The following is a 16,615-nucleotide window of genomic DNA, read 5'->3' as shown; positions in this document are numbered from 1 at the left end:
AGCGTTCGGCTCCGTTTTGGCGGCCGGATCTAGACGAGCCCGCCGCTTATGAGACGCCCTCAGAGTTCCGACTTGATGTCGCCCATCCGGTTCCAGGCGTCGAGGCCGGCGATCTTGTAGGCTTCGGCAAGCGTCGGATAGTTGAAGGTGTTTTCGACGAAATATTCGACCGTGCCTTTGAGATTGAGCACCGCCTGGCCGATATGCACCAGCTCGGTGGCGCCTTCGCCGACGATATGCACGCCAAGCAGGCGGCGTGTCTTCAGCGAGAAGATCAGCTTCAAAAGCCCGGTGTCGAGGCCCATGATATGACCGCGCGAGGTTTCGCGGAAACGAGCGATGCCGCATTCGTAGGGAATGCCGCGCTCCTTCATCTCCTCTTCGGTCAGACCGCAGGTGGAAATTTCCGGCACGGCATAGATGCCGTAGGGAAAATATTTCGGCGGCTCCTTGGCAACCGCGCCGATCGCGACGCGGGCGGCGATGCGCCCCTGTTCCATCGAGGTCGAGGCAAGGCTCGGAAAGCCGACAACGTCGCCGGCGGCATAGACGTTGGCAACCGATGTCTGGAATGTTTCCGGATTGACCTTGAGGCGGCCGCGGCTGTCAGCTTCCAGCCCGATGGCCGGAAGGTTCAGCGCGTCGGTTGCGCCCATGCGGCCGGCGGCAAACAGCACCATATCCGTCGTCAGGCGCCGGCCGCTGTCGAGTGTCAGCTCGACCTTGCCGCCCTCAAGCGTCTCCACCTTGTCGGCCTTCTGGCCAAGCAGCAGCTTCATGTTGCGGTCGCGCAGCTGATAGGTGAAGTCCTCGACGATTTCCTTGTCGATGAAGTCGAGCATCGTCGCCTTAGGGTCGATGACGGTGACGGCCGTGTCGAGCGCGCTGAAGATCGTCGCATATTCGATGCCGATGACGCCGGCGCCGATGACGACCATCGAGCGCGGCAATTCCTGGATATCGAGCAACTCGTCGCTGTCGAGGACGGTCTTGCCGTCGAAGGGGATGTAATCCGGGCGGAACGGCTTCGTGCCGACGGCAAGCAGCACGCTGGCGGCGGTGACCTGGGTGACCTCGCCGTCATCCTTGATCACCTGCAGCGTCGACGCATTGATGAAGCTCGCCTTGCCGCGAATATGCTGCACGCGGTTGCGGGCAAACTGATGTTCCAGCACCTCGACCTCGTGATTGAGCGTGATCAGCAGGCGGCGGCGCAGGTCGTCCGCACTGATCTCCTCCTTGACGCGGTAAGACCGGCCGTAGAAGCCGCGTTCGCGCCAGCCTGAAAGATTGAGGGCGGTCTCGCGCAGCGTTTTGGAGGGGATGGTGCCGGTATGCACGGAGACGCCGCCGACGCGTTTGCCCTGCTCGATGACAAGCACTTTCTTGCCGAGTTTCGCAGCCTGGATCGCGCCGCGGCGCCCTGCGGGACCGCTGCCCACCACAACAAGATCGTACTGAAGCATCATCTGGCCCCGGATTGGAAAGGAATCATTGCGCCGCGAAATGTCGCCCCTCTATCGGTAGCCGGTCAATGTTACAGATTGTTTTACGAGCGTCGATTCAAGCCCGCCTGTGCTTTTCAGATCAGCTTCAGCCCCTTCAGGCTGACATGGCCATCCCCGCCGATGATGCCATCGTCGTGGACGGGGATACCGGAGCGCCTTGGCCGCGTCGACGGGCTTGAATGGTTAAACGGCAATTGGCGTAAACCAAGGCTGATTGGCTGCCGCTGCGCAGTCAACAACGGCATCGACGAATGCGACACCCTTGAGCCCATCATGTGCAGTCGGAATATCGCGTCCGATCGCTGTCGGTTCGCGTCCTTCGCGCTTGGCACGGATTGCCTCAGCAAAGCCGGCATACAGATTCGCAAATGCCTCGAGATAACCCTCGGGATGGCCGGGAGGTGTGCGGATCCGCGCTTTGGCGCCTTCGCTAAGGTCGTCCGCACCGCGTTTGATGATTTCAGTCCTTCCATTCAGCCGAGCGTGCACGAGCTCGTTCGGTTGCTCCTGGAACCACGTTAGCGAGGCTTGCTCGCCAAACACCCGGAGCCGCACGCCATTTGATGATCCAAGCGCTACCTGTGAAGACCAGAGAAGTCCACGGGCGCCGCCTTCATAGCGCAGCATGACATGAGCGTTGTCATCCAAGGCGCGCCCTTCAACAAAGGTGGCGAGATCCGCGGTCAACGTGTAGCACACAGAGCTCTGTCACTGGCACCCGAGAGGGTGGTAGGGGTGGGCGCGAAGCGCGGGTGCAATTAAACGAGGTGATACCAGTAATCATTCAGAAGCTTGTTTGCCTCTGCTCCGAGATATTCCTGCCGCCCGACCCAGTTTTGGGTGTTGGTTGTCAGCGACATGCGAACCCTATTCTGTACGGCTGTGACGTTGGGCGCGGACATTAAGAAAACGGTACCGAAGACGCTTTTGTAGATGCTGCATGTGGGAATAGTCAGCAGCTCCATATTCATCTGCCCATAGGAAAAGCCCAGATAAATGATCTGCTCGGAGTTAGCGATGTATGCGCGCATTTCATCAAGCATGGCGTCATCCTCGACACGCTCAGTGAAGGTGCGAATCTGACCGGCAATCTGCGGAAGCGTGCGCGATGATAGCTCGGTGCCGTAGCCGACGCTGACACCTCCGCCCTGCCAAGGCAATCGCCCTACCTGTCCATAGGGGTGGAAGACCTTCAGCTTTTTGGTAAGGTTCTGGGCGTGATCCGCGCTGATCCGGAAGTAGTTCTCCAGCCAATGCGCGATGAAATGCTCGATGCATCGGTCGTAGTTGAAGGTAACGAAAGCCACATTGTCAAAAATCGTTTCGAGATCGCCCAACTGGACGTTCTCGGCTAGCATCTTGCAGAATGTGTTATGCCAGATATGAGGGTGTGCCGCGAAGTTAATCACCCCCTCTTTAGCGCAAATCTTGGAACTGCGTTCGGCTTCAAGAATGCTGGCGGCAATCCCAAGCTTGCCCATCAGGACAATATCGGCGTCGTTGGCGTGGGTATGCAGGAAGTTGTCGATCGAAATGGCTTGAGGCATCGCCGACGCGATGATCCGTCCGGCTTGGCACAGCGGATTTATGTCACGTTCGCCTCGTTCATTGACTATCAGCCTCAGGGCTTCGACAATCTTTTTGTCACCACTGTTCTGGCTATATCCGTCATCGAAGCGAATATTGAGCTTGCCGGTGATGGCAGTCTTCAGCTCGTCACCTACTGGTAGCCCGACTTCCTTGCTGGCGCCTGCGCCAACGACAAACACGGTTTTCTTCTTGAACATCTTCGCCTCCGTATAAGTTGTAATAGAGGCTGAGTCGCGGCAAAGAAAAAGCCCCAGAGGCTTTGTCTGATGGAAGAAGCAGTGTTTCGAAATCCTAAAACCCCCAGCGCCGGAGTGTCCGACGAGAATCGCCCTTCTTTTGATGATCGTCAAAAGAAAGGCGTGGGGACGGGATGTAAGCGCCGGCTTGTAACTCTCTAAATGGTTGCTAGAGATATGCGTATTAGAAGTTGGGGTGATCTATGGCCGAGAAGCCTGCTAAGAAGAAAACATGCTTCGTCGTCAGTCCGATCGGTAATGACGGAAGTCAGGAACGAATTCACGCCGACTGGCTTCTCGAAGGCATCATCACGCCTGTCTTCGCCGCACATTATGCGAACTACCAGATCGTCCGGGCTGACAAGATGCCTGCGCCTGGGCTGATTGACGTTCAGATCATCGAACAGCTGCTTGATGCGGAATTGGTCATCGCCGACATCACTACCCTCAACCCGAACGTTTTCTACGAGATCGGGGTGCGTCACGTCGTGAACAAGCCAATCATTCATATGGTCCGCGCTAACGACCCGATACCATTCGATATCAAGTTGTTCAGACATATCCCGTTCTCTGTGGCGACGCCGCAGGCTCTCGAATCAGCCAAGGCCGCCTTGAGGGAAGCTCTTGAAGCGACTTTTGCTGAAGACTTTAAGGTGGACAACCCGGTCACGCGCACCCGTGGCGTGGTGAAGTTTGAGGAGAATGCGACGCCGGGCGAAAAGGTGATGCAGGAGCAGATGGCGAACCTCAATGCCCGGGTCGCTCTGCTCGAACGGGCAGATAATCCTGTTGCGTCTTTTTCGCCTTTTGTCGTGGAATCGTCCGGACGCCATCTCGCGAAACCCCTGCGATGGGTCGGTCGCGGATCGCAGACGACCATACAGTTTGCTCAAGACGAGATCTCGATCAAAGTCTCGTCGAGCGTCCAGTCGGCTGCCTACCTGATCGCAGATGTTAGGAAGGCAATGGAAACGCACTTTGAGTCATTTGCGACGATCGAGGAGAACACGGCATTCGTGCTCTGTAGTGTCCTGAACAACGACAGGAACATGAAAGCCGCTAAAGAAGTGGCAGAAACCCTAGGCGGGATGGAATATCGGGTGGAGCTAACTACCGGGAGGAGGATAAAATAAAGCCCTCCGGAGAGGGCTTAGACCTGCGGAACGGGCAGGGAGACGAATTCCTTCCCTTCGAACAAGAAGATGTCCGTAACGTGGTTGATCTTAATGAGAAAAGTCAGGCAGTCCTTCTGATCCTGCGTCAACCGTCCGTCCTCATAAGCAATCACCACCTGCATTATATCGCGTAGCTCCGATGGCTGCGGGTTCATGCCATAGAGGTTGCCCTCTTTGTCGATGAACGCGTCGTAGAAGGCCGGTACTTCCGTTCCGGAGGGGTAAGGCTCGATAATCATCGCTGTCTTCTCCAAAAGAAAAGGCCCCGCACATTCGCGTGCAGGGCCAGTAAACCGCCACCTAACAGGAGGACGGTGGCGGGATTGGGCGGGCATATTTACATGCGGCCCGTACGCATGATCGCCTGTGTTCGCCGTCACGGGCTTTGGGAGCCGTGGTAGCTTGCACAAGCCGGAGCGGTTTACCTCAGCCCCGTAAGAGGAGATGAAGGATCACCGCCTTTCAATTCACCACATCAAAGGCTTTCCAGCCGATGCAGCGGCATTCTGCCAGTTCGCATTTCTCGCAAGGACGCTTGAAGTCCTTGGATCGGTTCGCCGTCATACGCGGCGGGAAGTCAGGAAATTCAAACTGGTCCTCGATATCCTCCCGAAGTTGGTTTGGTGTAACGCTCATGATGTTGCTCCGTGTTTGGGTGCCCTGAATCATGAGATGGTTGTGTGAATCCGTCAAAGTATACTTGAGGATGCAGAAGGGAGCGTCGAGGCATAGCGGCGCATAGGCTGCGGTAGCCTCAAGAATCGGCCATGGTGGCCCGGCGTTAGGGGAAATCATTATGCGAACTGTCTTATTGCTGCTGTCGCTGCTGCTGAATGTCTGGATGGGCCTCGCGGTCATCCGACTGGAAAACTACCACTACGCCGTCCAGCTGGACCGCTGTGCAGAGTGGAATACCGCGACCGGCACCGGTGTCTTCGCGAACCGCGAAGCCTGTCTGAATAGCCAGAAAATGCGTGCCAGCCCTTGGTGGAACCTGTTTTGGGGTCTGCGCGATACAATCGCGAAATAGTTCTTGCCGACTTTGTTGTTTCGCCTAATGGTTGTATCCAACAGCGTGCGGACCCAACCCCGCATCCTTGGCCTATTTAATTTCGGGTGGGAGGGCCTAAGACATAGCCGCCGATACCAAGGAGAAACACAAAGATCAGAACGGGCAACGGAGTGCCTTGACTGGTGCCCTCTCTCCCGCAATTGGCGCGAGGACGGCCTGCAAAAGAGTTTCGAGGGCATTACAACGCCCTTGGAGGTACAACGGGTCAGCAGTGGCATAGCGCTCGGTTACTGTCGCCGACCACCGGCACCGTGACCAAGCTGAGCGGCACATGACCATGGATCAACGCCATTCTGCCGCATCCAGCGGGCGCAGAAGTGGTTGATGGAATACAGGTTCACGTCCTCGCCCAGCCCGGCCCGCTTTCGCGCGATCCGCATAAGCCGTTCGTTCTTCTCCGTCGCCTGCCCCCGCCAATGCACCAGCACGCCATCTGGTCGGTCACGGAAGCGTGCGACTATCGTAGGCGGCAGTTTGATCGTCGGGCGATATTTGCCGGTCTGCCGCCTGCCTTTCCTATTCAGGTAGACAAGTCCGTTTTCGAAATCGATCTGCTCTTTGCTCAACTCGCGGGCAGCACCGGGTCGGCAGGCGGTGCCCATCCTCGCGGCCATGCCCCAAGATGATAGGTATCTGTGGAACGGCAGGCCATCGGCCAAGCCGACTTTGACGCAGGAGGAAGCGATCTGCCTTTCTAGGGAGGTGGCGGTGCTTGAGCAGATTCTCCAGCCTGCCCGTGAGAAGGGTGCCGAGCTGGCGGTCGAGGTCGCCAAGTTCCTTGCCCTGTTCCCGTTCGGCCTCCGCCATGACCCGCGCCTGATGCAGGCCAAGGTCAACGGCTGGTGCGAGGATCTGGAAGGCTACCCGCTGTACGCCATCAAACGGGCTTTAGGCTGGTGGCGCCGGAACAGCGACAAGGAGCCGAGCTTTGCGCAGGTGCTGGCCGACGTGAAGCTGTTCATGGGTGACAACGTGTTGAGGCGTTGGCAAGCGCTAGTGAGGTGGTAGCTGCGCAACGCCGGCAGACGCTGCGCAGCAGATCACTTATTGGACGAAATAGCTGCCTACGCCCTTCTTGATGAGCCTTCCTTGCTGAACGGCATCCTCCAGACGCCGGGTGAGGTCGTCGTAGTTGATGCCGTACTTGATGGAGAACGCCAGTCGCCCTTTTTGGGGGACTGCGTATCCTGGCTTCAGGTCGTAGGCTGCGATGAATTCGGCGACGATATCAGTATGTGTGGTCTGCATTTTTACTACCTTCAATATAGCTTAGTTTATTAACCAAGCTGAGGTGGGGACACGCCCGCTGATTATCAACAGGCACCCATTGACTTATAAGGAACAGATGCAGAACATTGGGAATGACCCGAAGAGAAGCTGAACTCACCACCTCAAGCCCTTGCTGCGCAGGGGTAGGGTGGTTACGTACGAGGATGATTGCCGTTGCCGAAAGCTCGAGCGCGCGCTTGACCACTTCGCGCGGATAGACCGGCGTATGGTCGACCGTGCCGCGGCCCTGCACCTCGTCGGCGATCAGCACATTGCGCTTGTCGAGGAAGAGGATGCGGAATTGTTCGCGGGTCTCGTCCTCAATGCCGTGAATGCCACAGCGCTTCACGATCGCATTGACAGAGAGGACTGCCACATCATTCGGCTCTGGGTAAGATAGACTGAGATTTTCTGATAGGTTTGCTCATGTCGCCGTGGCGGTCATGGACCAGACGAATGAATTCCTCGTAATCTCGCGGTGGTTCGATCTTCGCCATTTCCTAAACCTGCAAATCTCATTGCATCATGCGCTGAACAGCAAAAGATTGGCAATGTCAAATCGATCTGCCTTGCCGGGCGGCTACCGGAGCCGCCCGCAACCCTCAAAAGGACTGTTGTCCCGTCAGCTTTTCAATGATCATGTCTATGGAAACGGCGAGGACCAGCAGAAGCCCGGTGACGATCAGACGAACTTCGTTCTCCACGCGCTATCCACGCAGCGCTCTTGGGAGCCCTGGTCATCGGCACGGTCCAAAACGGCCTTAATCTCATGGGCGCGAAACTCGATTCGGCCTTTATCTATATGCGGTTGGAAATAATGACGAAGCGGCACGCCGAGCCGGCATCAACGTGCCACTCATTCGCATGGCTGCCTTTGCAATCGCCGGCGGTATTGCGGCAATTGCTGGGATCGTTGCATCGTCGAGAACTCTCGGCGTCGGTGTCTTCTCTGACGGCGGCGTCAGCGGTGGAACACTGTTGCTGGAATCAATCGCGGCGGCGGTCATCGGTGGCGTGAGCCTGTGCGGGGGCGCCTCCAGCTTCGTCCGTTTCGCCCAGTACCTCGGCTATGAGGGCTTCAAGGATCTGCAAGGCTTGTTTCAGCGCCGGCTCTCCACCGCCGCTCCTGGTTTCGAAGCGCGAAAGAAGGCATTGGAGACGGAGCTCGGTGCGCGGACGGATAGAAGCGAGGCGGGATTCCTTCGCGACCTCGTGGTGAGGGATATAGCGTCCTTACAGGACATTCTTGCGCAAATTTCCGGTGAGGACTTGGCCACAGCGGTCGACCTTCTGGAAAAAAGCGAGACAATCTTCTTAATCGGTCAGCTGCGTTCAGCGCCAGTGGTTGAACTGCTGCGGTACGTTCTTACCATGCTTGGAAAGCGATGTGTTCTTCTCGACCCAGGTGGTGGGCTTGCCACATATATGGGGCGTACGATGAAGGATACGGATCTCCTCTTTGCCGTATCGTTTCGTTTCTATGCGACTGAAGTTGTGAACGTGGTGGAAGATGCGGCCGCCCGGGGCATTTCTATCGTCGCCATTTCCGATAGCACACTTTCACCTTTAGCCAAGTCTGCGACGGTTCTCTTCCCTGTCCCGGAGCATGAATACACGTTCTCGCGCTCTCTTGCTGCTCCGATGTGCCTAGCCCAGGCTTTGACTGTTGCGTTGGCAAGCCGCCTCCAGGGCAGCAAGGATGATCCTCGTATTCCGATCGTTACTGGACAATAGCGCGCCCATTTCCCTCAAAATCCAATCCGTCGATTCGACTGCCGCTTCCGCCGGCCCTGTGCTTTCAGATCAGCTTCAGCCCCTTCAGGCTGACATGGCCGTCCTTGCCGATGATGACGTGGTCGTGGACGGTAATGTCGAGCGCCTTGGCCGCGTCGATGATCACCTTGGTCATGTCGATGTCGGCGCGCGAGGGCGTCGGATCGCCGGAGGGGTGGTTGTGGACGAGGATCATCGCCGTTGCCGAAAGCTCGAGCGCGCGTTTGACCACCTCGCGCGGATAGACCGGCGTGTGGTCGACCGTGCCGCGGCCCTGCACCTCATCGGCGATCAGCACGTTGCGCTTGTCGAGGAAGAGGATGCGAAATTGTTCGCGGGTCTCGTGGGCCATGGCGGCATGGCAATACTGGATCACCGACGACCAGGAGGAGAGCACCTGCTTGTTCCTGAGCTCGCTCTTCAGGGTCCGCTGCGCCACGGTCGAGATCAGCTTCAGGTCGAGCGCCACGGCTTCGCCGACACCCTTCACCTCCGTCAGCAGTGCCGCAGGCGCGCCGAAGACGCCGGAGAGCGAGCCGAACCGTTCGATCAGCGCCTTGGCGATCGGCTTGGTGTCGCGCCGCGGGATCAGGCGGAAAAGCAGGAGTTCGAGGATTTCGTAGTCGGCAAGGGCGGTGTCGCCCTGTTCGCGGAAGCGGTCACGCAGCCGCTCGCGATGGCCGTGATAATGCTCCTGAGCGGCGAGCGAAGCGGGCAGGGCGGCCTTGGCGTTCGGCGCGGCCGGTTTTTGCGGCTGTCCGCCGAAGAACGAGCGTTCGTCGGCGGCAACAGGCTCTTCGATCTCAAAAGGCAGCTCGTCGTCGGAAGATGTCGCAACCGGCCTCTTCGCCATCGGATCGTCACCCGGCAAACGATGGCAGGCCCGGGCGGTCGAGCCCGCCAGGCGACAGGGTAAAGATTTCGCAGCCGTCGGAGGTGACGCCGATGGTGTGTTCGTACTGCGCCGAAAGCGACCGGTCGCGGGTAACCGCCGTCCAGCCGTCGGCCAGCACCTTCACATGCGGCCGGCCGAGATTGATCATCGGCTCGATGGTGAAGATCATGCCTTCGCGCAGTTCCGGCCCTTCATTGGCACGGCCGTAATGCAGGATATTCGGGGAATCGTGGAACAGCCGGCCGACGCCGTGGCCGCAGAAATCGCGCACCACCGAACAACGCTCGGCCTCGGCATAGGTCTGGATCGCCTCGCCGATTGCGCCGGTGCGGGCGCCGGGCCTGACGGCGGAAATGCCGCGCATCAGCGATTCATAGGTGACCTCGAGCAGTCGCTCGGCGGCGCGCTTGATCGTTCCCACCGGATACATCCGGCTGGAATCGCCGTGCCAGCCGTCGAGCACGAAGGTGACGTCGATATTGACGATATCGCCCTCACGCAGCGGCTTGTCGTTCGGAATGCCGTGGCAGACAACGTGGTTGATCGAGGTGCAGGTCGATTTGGTGTAGCCGCGATAATTTAGCGTTGCCGGGTGGGCGCCGTGATCCATGCCGAAATCGAAGACGAACCGGTCGATGTCATCGGTCACCAGCCCCGGCTTGACGATGTCGGCCAGCGCATCGAGGCAGCGCGCCGTCAGCTGGCATGCCCTGCGCATGCCTTCGAATGCTTGCGCGTCGTAAAGCCGGATGGCGCCCGTATTCTTCGAGGGCGCGGAAGAGGCTTCGATATAGTTCACCATTGCAGGGCCTTAGCGGAGAATATTAGAATTGTTCATAATGTAGCTATGCCGGGTTCGTCCATCGCGATCAACCGTCGGGACGAGATTTCTCAGCAGATCCTAATCGCATAGCGGGCAGCCTCCCGCATCGGCTCACCGTCAAATCCTCGGACAGGATGGAATATCCACAATCTTCTCAAGAGGATAGGATTGATTGCGTGAAACCTCCCCGCTACTCACCGATTGGTGACAGCGGGGAAGGGTCGTTCGTGCTTGACGAAGCGGTGAAACTTGAAAATTTGCCTGAGGCCGGCGGCGAGCCGGAGCGGCGTGTGCGTGATCGCGGCGCCACCGAGCGCGCCATCCTGGTTGCCGCCAAGGGCCTGCTGGCCGAGGAGGGCTTCCAGAATTTCGGTATCAATGCGGTCGCCCGCCGCGCCGGTTGCGACAAGCAGCTGATCTATCGTTATTACGGCGGTCTTGACGGTCTGGTCGAGGCGATCGGCGCCGATCTCGGCACATGGGTGAGGGATCGCATCCCGGAAGATGCCGGCGGCATGTTCCTGCTCACCTATGGCGACCTGATGGAGCGGCTGGCGCTTCTCCTCCTGGACGCCTTGAGGAATGATCCGCTGATGCGCCGCATCCTCGCCTGGGAGATATCTGAGAATACCGAGCAGGTGAGGCGGCTTTCCCAAGCGCGTTCGAAGGCTCTGGCTCTCTGGCTGGAGCGCATGCGCGGCTCGCTGACGCCCCCGAAGGGCGTGGATTCGGCGGCCGTCAACGCCGTTATCATCGCGGCGATCCAGCACCTCGTGCTTGCCGCCGCAAGCGGCGAACAATGCGCCGGTCTGTCGCTGAAGACGCCTAGGGACTGGGAGAAGGCGGCGACGGCGCTGAAGCGCATCGTGCGCGGCGTCTACGGCTGATACCTGCCTTATCCACAGGGGGCGGCCGCGGCGTTAACCTTAACGAATGGTTTACGTTGCCTGGCCTCGGTTAACCCGACAGTGTGGAGGAGAGCAGAGATGGAATGAGTAGAGCCCCCGAGTTGACATCCATGGGAACCAGGATCGCCAAAGCCGCCTTTCTTTTGACGGCGATGATGTTCTTCGCAGTCCTGGCGCTGGATATCGCAATTCCGACGCTGGTGCTGTGCATCATGGCATTGTCGACCTGGTTGGTTTCCCTCGATCTGCCCGTCGCGCGCAAGCATGGAGGTGAGGCCGCATGAAGTGGTTTCTGATCTTCTGGGCCGGCCCCATCGTCTTTCTGGGTGGATGGTATTGGCTCTCTTATTACGACATGAACTTCGGCATCTTCATGCTGTCGCGGCAGGTGCATGACCTGACGTTCCAGCTGTATGGCGAGGCGCTCGGCATTCCGCCGGAGAGTATCCCGCCGCTCGTTGCCCGCACGATCGCCGTCGACAGTCTCGTCGTCTTCGCCATCATGGGCTTCCGGAAACGCAGGTCGATCGTCGCCTGGTGGAAGGCGCGTCAGCTGAATTCGTCTCCATCGGATCTCGCCAGCAAGGAAAGCCTGTCGAGCGCGCCTTGAAGGATGAAGCTCGCGGCGGCCGAATCGATCCGTTCGGCCCGTTTGGCGCGCGAGACGTCCATTTCGAGCAGCGTCCGTTCAGCCGCCACCGTCGATAACCGCTCGTCCCAGTAGACAAAGGGCAGCGCCGTCTTCTGCTCCATGTTGCGCACGAAGGCGCGCGTCGCCTGCACCCGCGGACCTGCCGATCCGTCCATGTTCATCGGCAGACCGATGACGAAACCCGCGACCTTTTCCGATTGTGCAAAATCCATGAGCGCCTGCGCATCGATGGTGAACTTGACGCGCCGGATCACCGGGCGGGGCGTGGCGAAACGCCGCCCGAGATCGGACATCGAAAGCCCGATCGTCTTGGTGCCGAGATCGAGGCCGGCAATGGCCTGCCGTGGGGCAAGCGTCTCGGCCATTTCCTCGATCGTCAGCACCGTCATCGCCATTTCATCCCGTCAAAAGAAATTGAAGTCCCCACCGCTTTTCTTTGCGGCCGCATGAGATATGTCCATAGAGCATGATGCCGAAAAGTGTGAGCGGTTTTCTCATGACATCATGCTCAATTGTTTGATTGAGAAGCGGATTCAGATTTTAGGCAGATCCGGCCTGAAATCATCTGGACCTTCCCGAACGGGCTTTTGCATCACGTAATAAAGGAGAGATTTGATGAAGATCACCTGGCTTGGCCATTCCGCCTTCCGCATCGAGATCGGAAAGGCGACGATCCTGCTCGATCCGTTCCTCAGCCATAACGCTTCCTTCTCCGGCCAGGATATCAAGGATGTCTCTGCAGGCGTTACTCATATCCTGCTGACGCATGGGCATGGCGACCATGTCGGCGATACAGTGGCGCTTGCCAAGGAAACCGGCGCCGTCGTTCTCGCCAATGCCGATCTTGCCGCCTGGCTCGACTCCAAGGGTCTCGACAGGCTCGAGATGGGCAATACCGGCGGCACGATCGCGCTCGGCGGTTTCTCGGCGACCTTCACGAATGCGCTGCACTCGTCTGCCCAGATCACCGAAGACGGCGTCTCGCATGCGCTCGGCAATGCCAACGGCCTGATGCTGCATTTCGAGGATGAAGCCTCGATCCTCGCCATGGGTGATACCGATATCTTCGCCGACATGGCGCTGATCAATGAGTTGCACCAGCCCGATATCGGCCTCGTGCCGATCGGCGACCGCTTCACCATGGGCGGCGCCGTGGCGGCTCTTGCCTGCCGGCGCTATTTCAACTTCAAGACCGCGATTCCCTGCCATTACGGCACCTTCCCGATCATCGACCAGACGGCCGATAAATTCGTTGCCGGCATGGAGGGATCGAAGACGGATGTGAGGGCGCTGAAGCCCGCCGAGAGCCTGTCGATCTGACGAAATCCCGTTGCACCGGGCGGACATGGCCTTTATAGCGGGTAGGAAAAATCCCATCCGGAGAATGCCATGTCCGTCGACCTTGCCACCGTGAAGCGCGTTGCCCATCTTGCCCGTATTGCCGTCTCCGAGGACGAGGCAAATCGCATGGTCGGCGAGCTGAACGGTATCCTGGGCTTCGTCGAGCAGCTCTCCGAAGTCAATGTCGATGGCGTCGAAGCGATGACATCCGTCACCCCGATGGCGATGAAGAAGCGGACGGATGAGGTGACCGACGGCAGCAAGGCCGCCGATATCGTTGCCAATGCGCCCGTCACCGATCACAATTTCTTCCTGGTGCCGAAAGTCGTCGAATAGGGCTTCAAGCCTCTTTCCGACCCCTGTTGCCATTTTCAGATCTGAAGCGAAAACATCATGAGCGAACTCACCAGCCTGACCATTGCCGAAGCCCGCCGCAAGCTGCGCGCCAAGGAAATTTCCGCACTCGAACTGACCGAGGCCTATATCTCGGCGATCGATGCGGCCAATGGTCATCTGAATGCCTATATCAAGGTGACGCCGGATCTCGCCCGCCTGATGGCGAAAAACTCAGACGAGCGGATCGCTGCCGGCAAGGCCGGCGAACTCGAAGGCATTCCGCTCGGCATCAAGGATCTCTTTGCCACAGTCGGCGTCCACACCCAGGCCTGCAGCCATATTCTCGATGGTTTCGAGCCGCGTTATGAATCGACCGTCACGCAGAACCTCTGGGATGACGGCGCGGTCATGCTCGGCAAGCTGAACATGGACGAATTCGCCATGGGCTCCTCCAACGAGACCTCGCATTATGGCGCGGTGATCAATCCCTGGCGTGCGGCAGGTTCCAACCAGCAGCTCGTTCCCGGCGGCTCCTCCGGCGGTTCGGCCGCGGCCGTCGCCGCGCATCTTTGCGCCGGCGCCACCGCAACCGATACCGGCGGCTCGATCCGCCAGCCGGCCGCCTTCACCGGCACCGTCGGCATCAAGCCGACCTATGGCCGCTGCTCGCGCTGGGGCACCGTCGCCTTCGCCTCCTCGCTCGACCAGGCAGGCCCGATCGCCCGCGACGTGCGCGATGCCGCCATCCTCTTGAAGTCGATGGCAAGCGTCGATGCCAAGGACACGACCTCGGTCGATCTGCCCGTTCCGGATTATGAGGCAGCCCTTGGTCAGTCGCTGAAGGGCATGAAGATCGGCATTCCAAGCGAATACCGGGTCGACGGCATGCCTGAGGAGATCGAGACCCTCTGGCGTCAGGGCATCGCCTGGCTGAAGGATGCCGGCGCCGAAATCGTCGACATCTCGCTGCCGCACACCAAATACGCGCTTCCGGCCTATTACATCGTCGCTCCGGCCGAGGCATCCTCCAACCTGGCGCGTTACGACGGCGTGCGCTACGGCCTGCGCGTCGACGGCAAGGATATCGTCGACATGTACGAGAAGACGCGCGCTGCCGGCTTCGGCCAGGAAGTCAAGCGCCGCATCATGATCGGCACCTATGTGCTGTCGGCCGGTTATTACGACGCCTATTATATCCGCGCCCAGAAGGTCCGCACGCTGATCAAGCGCGATTTCGAACTCGCCTTCGACGCCGGCGTCGATGCCATCCTGACGCCGGCAACCCCGTCGTCCGCCTTCGGCGTCGCCGATGAGAACCTCGCTGCCGACCCGGTGAAGATGTATCTGAACGACATCTTCACCGTCACGGTCAACATGGCCGGCCTGCCTGGTATCGCCGTGCCCGCCGGTCTCGACCAGAAGGGCCTGCCGCTCGGCCTGCAGCTGATCGGCAAGCCCTTCGACGAGGAAACCCTCTTCAAGACTGCTCACGTCATCGAGCAGGCCGCCGGCAAGTTTACGCCGGCCAGGTGGTGGTAACGGGTCCCACGATTTGGCTCTTCCTGAACATGGGCGTCGAACGCAACAAGGTGCATCTTAAGAAGCGCTTGGCTGATCGATGGCCGAAACCGGGGAGGAGGCATTATGGCAAGCAATGATCTCAAGCGCCTGATTGAGGCAACCGATCGCCTTGCCATCGGCGGCTTTGTCATGGGTGCGGAGTGGCAGGCGGTTCACGATATCTGCCAGCGCCACGAAGGCGAACAGCCGTTCGACTGGGGCCACGCCCTCTGCCATCGCATAGAAGGCGACGACTGGAATGCCGATTACTGGTATCGCCGTGCCGGCAAGAGACGCGGCACGGGTACGACGGCCGAGGAATGGTCGGCGATGCGGATGGAACTTTCCGCAAAGGCCTGAGGCTAAACCTGACCGCGCCGGTGTGAGACGCGGCCAGGATGGTCGACTGCTACCTGTTGTTCAGCTGCGACCTGACCAGCTTCAGCCCTCTTTCGGTGATCCGGTAAGGCTGGCCGCTGGAGGACTTGATCGCTCTCAGCCGCTTCAGCCTGCGAAAGAGATCGAGGTCGACGCCGGGATAGAGCCAGCCGTCGCGGGTGAAGCAACTGACCGCCTCGATCTTCCTGTCGTCGTCGCGGGAAATTTCAATGCGGCCGCCTTGGGCCATGAGATGCAGGATGCGCTGCTCCGTACGGGAAATGTCCATGTTGAGATCCGGTATCGCGCCCAGAGGCGCGCACAAAAACGATCTGGCGCTCTTTCGAACGTCAGGGCTTCGCTTTTCGGGCCCATGCGCGCAAGCGGACTTGCGGGCAGGGCCTTTACCGGGTCTGTGACAGGCTCAACATAGAAGGGTTTTTATTTCGCGCGCAAAAGACGGTCAAGACCGTGCCTGCCGATCAAACCGGTCGAAAACCACAGTTTCCAGCCATCGTCCCGCTGAGGGGCACTGGTAAATTCCGCGACTCAATGGTCTAGTTGCAGGGTAACGCGGAGGTGTCGTTGATCCACATTCGCAATGCCCGCGACGGTGAAGCGGAGCTGCTGAGCGAGATCGGGCTGAGAGCCTGGCAAAAGGCGATGGCGTCGATCGGCGAATCGGACGCGATGATCGATGCAGCCCGCAACGCCTTTCGCAACTTCGTGGAAAACGACTGGCTGACCATCACTATCGTCGAGCAGAACGGCCAGGTTGCAGGCTGGGCGGCGCGCGAGGGATTGGACGAAACCATCTCGGATTTCTGGATCGATCCCGCCTTCACCCGCCAGGGACTGGGCTCTGCCCTTCTCGAGCGCGTCGAAAAAGAGATCGCCGAGCAGGGCTTCGAAAAGGCGGCGATGCAAACCCATTCCGGCAACAACGAGGCGATCGGCTTCTTCCGCAAGCACGGCTACAGCATCCACTGGCTCTCGGTCGCCTATAATCCGAAGCTCGACCGCGACGTGCCCTCGGTCGGGCTGACGAAATCGCTGGTTTCGGACGGTGAGGGTGGATACGGACAGGAATTCTGACGTT

23 protein-coding genes and 2 pseudogenes are annotated in these 16,615 nt (G+C 59.2%); 13 read left to right on the top strand and 12 right to left on the bottom strand.

Annotation, left to right across the window (positions count from 1 at the left end):
* Window positions 1–59: 59 nt before the first annotated feature.
* From sthA to QMO80_RS03555, 3 genes are all read right to left on the bottom strand, one after another.
* Entirely contained in the window at window positions 60–1,466 is a 1,407-nt protein-coding gene (gene sthA, locus QMO80_RS03565; RefSeq protein WP_283200103.1) for a Si-specific NAD(P)(+) transhydrogenase, read from the bottom strand.
* Between the two features lie 225 nt (window positions 1,467–1,691).
* Complete coding sequence (locus QMO80_RS03560) at window positions 1,692–2,195, bottom strand: Gfo/Idh/MocA family oxidoreductase (RefSeq protein ID WP_283198913.1); 504 nt, start codon at window positions 2,193–2,195, stop codon at window positions 1,692–1,694.
* Window positions 2,196–2,266: 71 nt separating this feature from the next.
* Window positions 2,267–3,295: a hypothetical protein gene (locus tag QMO80_RS03555; protein WP_283198912.1), complete on the bottom strand. Its 1,029-nt coding sequence runs from the start codon at window positions 3,293–3,295 to the stop codon at window positions 2,267–2,269.
* A 242-nt stretch (window positions 3,296–3,537) separates the two neighbouring features.
* On the opposite strand from QMO80_RS03555, the gene QMO80_RS03550 reads away from it, so the two are divergent.
* Window positions 3,538–4,467 (top strand): hypothetical protein, encoded by a 930-nt coding sequence (locus tag QMO80_RS03550; RefSeq protein WP_283198911.1) that lies wholly within the window; start codon window positions 3,538–3,540, stop codon window positions 4,465–4,467.
* A gap of 17 nt (window positions 4,468–4,484) precedes the next feature.
* Here QMO80_RS03550 and QMO80_RS03545 read toward each other — a convergent pair whose 3' ends face one another.
* Together QMO80_RS03545 and QMO80_RS03540 are read right to left on the bottom strand one after the other, a co-directional pair.
* Window positions 4,485–4,748: a hypothetical protein gene (locus QMO80_RS03545; RefSeq protein ID WP_283198910.1), complete on the bottom strand. Its 264-nt coding sequence runs from the start codon at window positions 4,746–4,748 to the stop codon at window positions 4,485–4,487.
* Between the two features lie 223 nt (window positions 4,749–4,971).
* Entirely contained in the window at window positions 4,972–5,145 is a 174-nt protein-coding gene (locus tag QMO80_RS03540) for a hypothetical protein (protein ID WP_283198909.1), read from the bottom strand.
* Between the two features lie 160 nt (window positions 5,146–5,305).
* Here QMO80_RS03540 and QMO80_RS03535 point away from each other — a divergent pair, with 160 nt between their 5' ends.
* Window positions 5,306–5,539 carry a hypothetical protein gene (locus QMO80_RS03535; protein WP_283198908.1) on the top strand — a complete coding sequence of 78 codons (234 nt, stop codon included), beginning with the start codon at window positions 5,306–5,308 and terminating at the stop codon, window positions 5,537–5,539.
* Window positions 5,540–5,808: 269 nt separating this feature from the next.
* Here the strand turns inward: QMO80_RS03535 and QMO80_RS03530 are convergent, their stop codons facing one another.
* Complete coding sequence (locus QMO80_RS03530; RefSeq protein ID WP_283198907.1) at window positions 5,809–6,147, bottom strand: hypothetical protein; 339 nt, start codon at window positions 6,145–6,147, stop codon at window positions 5,809–5,811.
* A gap of 142 nt (window positions 6,148–6,289) precedes the next feature.
* On the opposite strand from QMO80_RS03530, the gene QMO80_RS03525 reads away from it, so the two are divergent.
* Complete coding sequence (locus QMO80_RS03525; RefSeq protein ID WP_283198906.1) at window positions 6,290–6,589, top strand: hypothetical protein; 300 nt, start codon at window positions 6,290–6,292, stop codon at window positions 6,587–6,589.
* A 36-nt stretch (window positions 6,590–6,625) separates the two neighbouring features.
* Here QMO80_RS03525 and QMO80_RS03520 read toward each other — a convergent pair whose 3' ends face one another.
* Window positions 6,626–6,829: a hypothetical protein gene (locus tag QMO80_RS03520; protein WP_283198905.1), complete on the bottom strand. Its 204-nt coding sequence runs from the start codon at window positions 6,827–6,829 to the stop codon at window positions 6,626–6,628.
* Window positions 6,830–6,968: 139 nt separating this feature from the next.
* Window positions 6,969–7,166 (bottom strand): annotated as a pseudogene (locus QMO80_RS03515) (JAB domain-containing protein); the annotation flags it as partial.
* A gap of 473 nt (window positions 7,167–7,639) precedes the next feature.
* Between QMO80_RS03515 and QMO80_RS03510 the strand changes: the two are divergent.
* Both QMO80_RS03510 and QMO80_RS03505 read left to right on the top strand, forming a co-directional pair.
* Window positions 7,640–7,867, top strand: a pseudogene (locus QMO80_RS03510) (ABC transporter permease); the annotation flags it as partial.
* Window positions 7,865–8,584: a MurR/RpiR family transcriptional regulator gene (locus tag QMO80_RS03505; protein WP_283200102.1), complete on the top strand. Its 720-nt coding sequence runs from the start codon at window positions 7,865–7,867 to the stop codon at window positions 8,582–8,584. The pseudogene QMO80_RS03510 and the gene QMO80_RS03505, both read left to right, overlap by 3 nt.
* Before the next feature lie 64 nt (window positions 8,585–8,648).
* On the opposite strand, the gene radC is transcribed toward QMO80_RS03505, so the two are convergent.
* Both radC and map read right to left on the bottom strand, forming a co-directional pair.
* Window positions 8,649–9,476: a DNA repair protein RadC gene (radC, locus tag QMO80_RS03500; protein ID WP_283198904.1), complete on the bottom strand. Its 828-nt coding sequence runs from the start codon at window positions 9,474–9,476 to the stop codon at window positions 8,649–8,651.
* Window positions 9,477–9,483: 7 nt separating this feature from the next.
* Window positions 9,484–10,320: a type I methionyl aminopeptidase gene (gene map / locus QMO80_RS03495; RefSeq protein WP_097625313.1), complete on the bottom strand. Its 837-nt coding sequence runs from the start codon at window positions 10,318–10,320 to the stop codon at window positions 9,484–9,486.
* Between the two features lie 248 nt (window positions 10,321–10,568).
* Between map and QMO80_RS03490 the strand changes: the two genes are divergently transcribed.
* The 3 genes from QMO80_RS03490 (at window position 10,569) to QMO80_RS03480 (ending at window position 11,859) form a co-directional block, all read left to right on the top strand.
* Window positions 10,569–11,228 (top strand): TetR/AcrR family transcriptional regulator, encoded by a 660-nt coding sequence (locus QMO80_RS03490; RefSeq protein ID WP_283198903.1) that lies wholly within the window; start codon window positions 10,569–10,571, stop codon window positions 11,226–11,228.
* Between the two features lie 104 nt (window positions 11,229–11,332).
* Window positions 11,333–11,533 carry a hypothetical protein gene (locus QMO80_RS03485; RefSeq protein WP_283200261.1) on the top strand — a complete coding sequence of 67 codons (201 nt, stop codon included), beginning with the start codon at window positions 11,333–11,335 and terminating at the stop codon, window positions 11,531–11,533.
* The gene (locus QMO80_RS03480) at window positions 11,530–11,859 is read left to right on the top strand and encodes a DUF6105 family protein (RefSeq protein WP_283198902.1); all 330 of its coding nucleotides are present in this window, start codon (window positions 11,530–11,532) and stop codon (window positions 11,857–11,859) included. Before QMO80_RS03485 ends, QMO80_RS03480 begins: the two co-directional genes overlap by 4 nt.
* Here QMO80_RS03480 and ruvX read toward each other — a convergent pair.
* Window positions 11,799–12,290, bottom strand: a complete 492-nt coding sequence (gene ruvX / locus QMO80_RS03475) for a Holliday junction resolvase RuvX (protein ID WP_097625316.1) — start codon at window positions 12,288–12,290, stop codon at window positions 11,799–11,801. The genes QMO80_RS03480 and ruvX overlap by 61 nt on opposite strands.
* A gap of 226 nt (window positions 12,291–12,516) precedes the next feature.
* On the opposite strand from ruvX, the gene QMO80_RS03470 reads away from it, so the two are divergent.
* From QMO80_RS03470 to QMO80_RS03455, 4 genes are all read left to right on the top strand, one after another.
* Complete coding sequence (locus tag QMO80_RS03470) at window positions 12,517–13,221, top strand: metal-dependent hydrolase (RefSeq protein ID WP_283198901.1); 705 nt, start codon at window positions 12,517–12,519, stop codon at window positions 13,219–13,221.
* 69 nt (window positions 13,222–13,290) lie between these two features.
* Window positions 13,291–13,578 carry an Asp-tRNA(Asn)/Glu-tRNA(Gln) amidotransferase subunit GatC gene (gene gatC / locus QMO80_RS03465; RefSeq protein WP_003578934.1) on the top strand — a complete coding sequence of 96 codons (288 nt, stop codon included), beginning with the start codon at window positions 13,291–13,293 and terminating at the stop codon, window positions 13,576–13,578.
* A gap of 57 nt (window positions 13,579–13,635) precedes the next feature.
* Window positions 13,636–15,117, top strand: a complete 1,482-nt coding sequence (gatA, locus tag QMO80_RS03460; protein WP_283198900.1) for an Asp-tRNA(Asn)/Glu-tRNA(Gln) amidotransferase subunit GatA — start codon at window positions 13,636–13,638, stop codon at window positions 15,115–15,117.
* Between the two features lie 105 nt (window positions 15,118–15,222).
* Entirely contained in the window at window positions 15,223–15,498 is a 276-nt protein-coding gene (locus tag QMO80_RS03455; protein WP_283198899.1) for a hypothetical protein, read from the top strand.
* A 49-nt stretch (window positions 15,499–15,547) separates the two neighbouring features.
* Here QMO80_RS03455 and QMO80_RS03450 read toward each other — a convergent pair whose 3' ends face one another.
* Window positions 15,548–15,805, bottom strand: a complete 258-nt coding sequence (locus QMO80_RS03450; protein ID WP_003586907.1) for a YjhX family toxin — start codon at window positions 15,803–15,805, stop codon at window positions 15,548–15,550.
* 296 nt (window positions 15,806–16,101) lie between these two features.
* Here QMO80_RS03450 and QMO80_RS03445 point away from each other — a divergent pair, with 296 nt between their 5' ends.
* A complete protein-coding gene (locus tag QMO80_RS03445) occupies window positions 16,102–16,611 on the top strand; it encodes a GNAT family N-acetyltransferase (protein ID WP_283198898.1) in 510 nt (169 codons plus the stop codon).
* The last annotated feature ends 4 nt before the right edge of the window (window positions 16,612–16,615 follow it).

It is taken from the genome of Rhizobium sp. BT03, assembly GCF_030053155.1.
In the GTDB taxonomy this organism is placed as follows: Bacteria; Pseudomonadota; Alphaproteobacteria; order Rhizobiales; family Rhizobiaceae; genus Rhizobium.
This window is presented reverse-complemented; position numbering and strand designations above follow the sequence as displayed.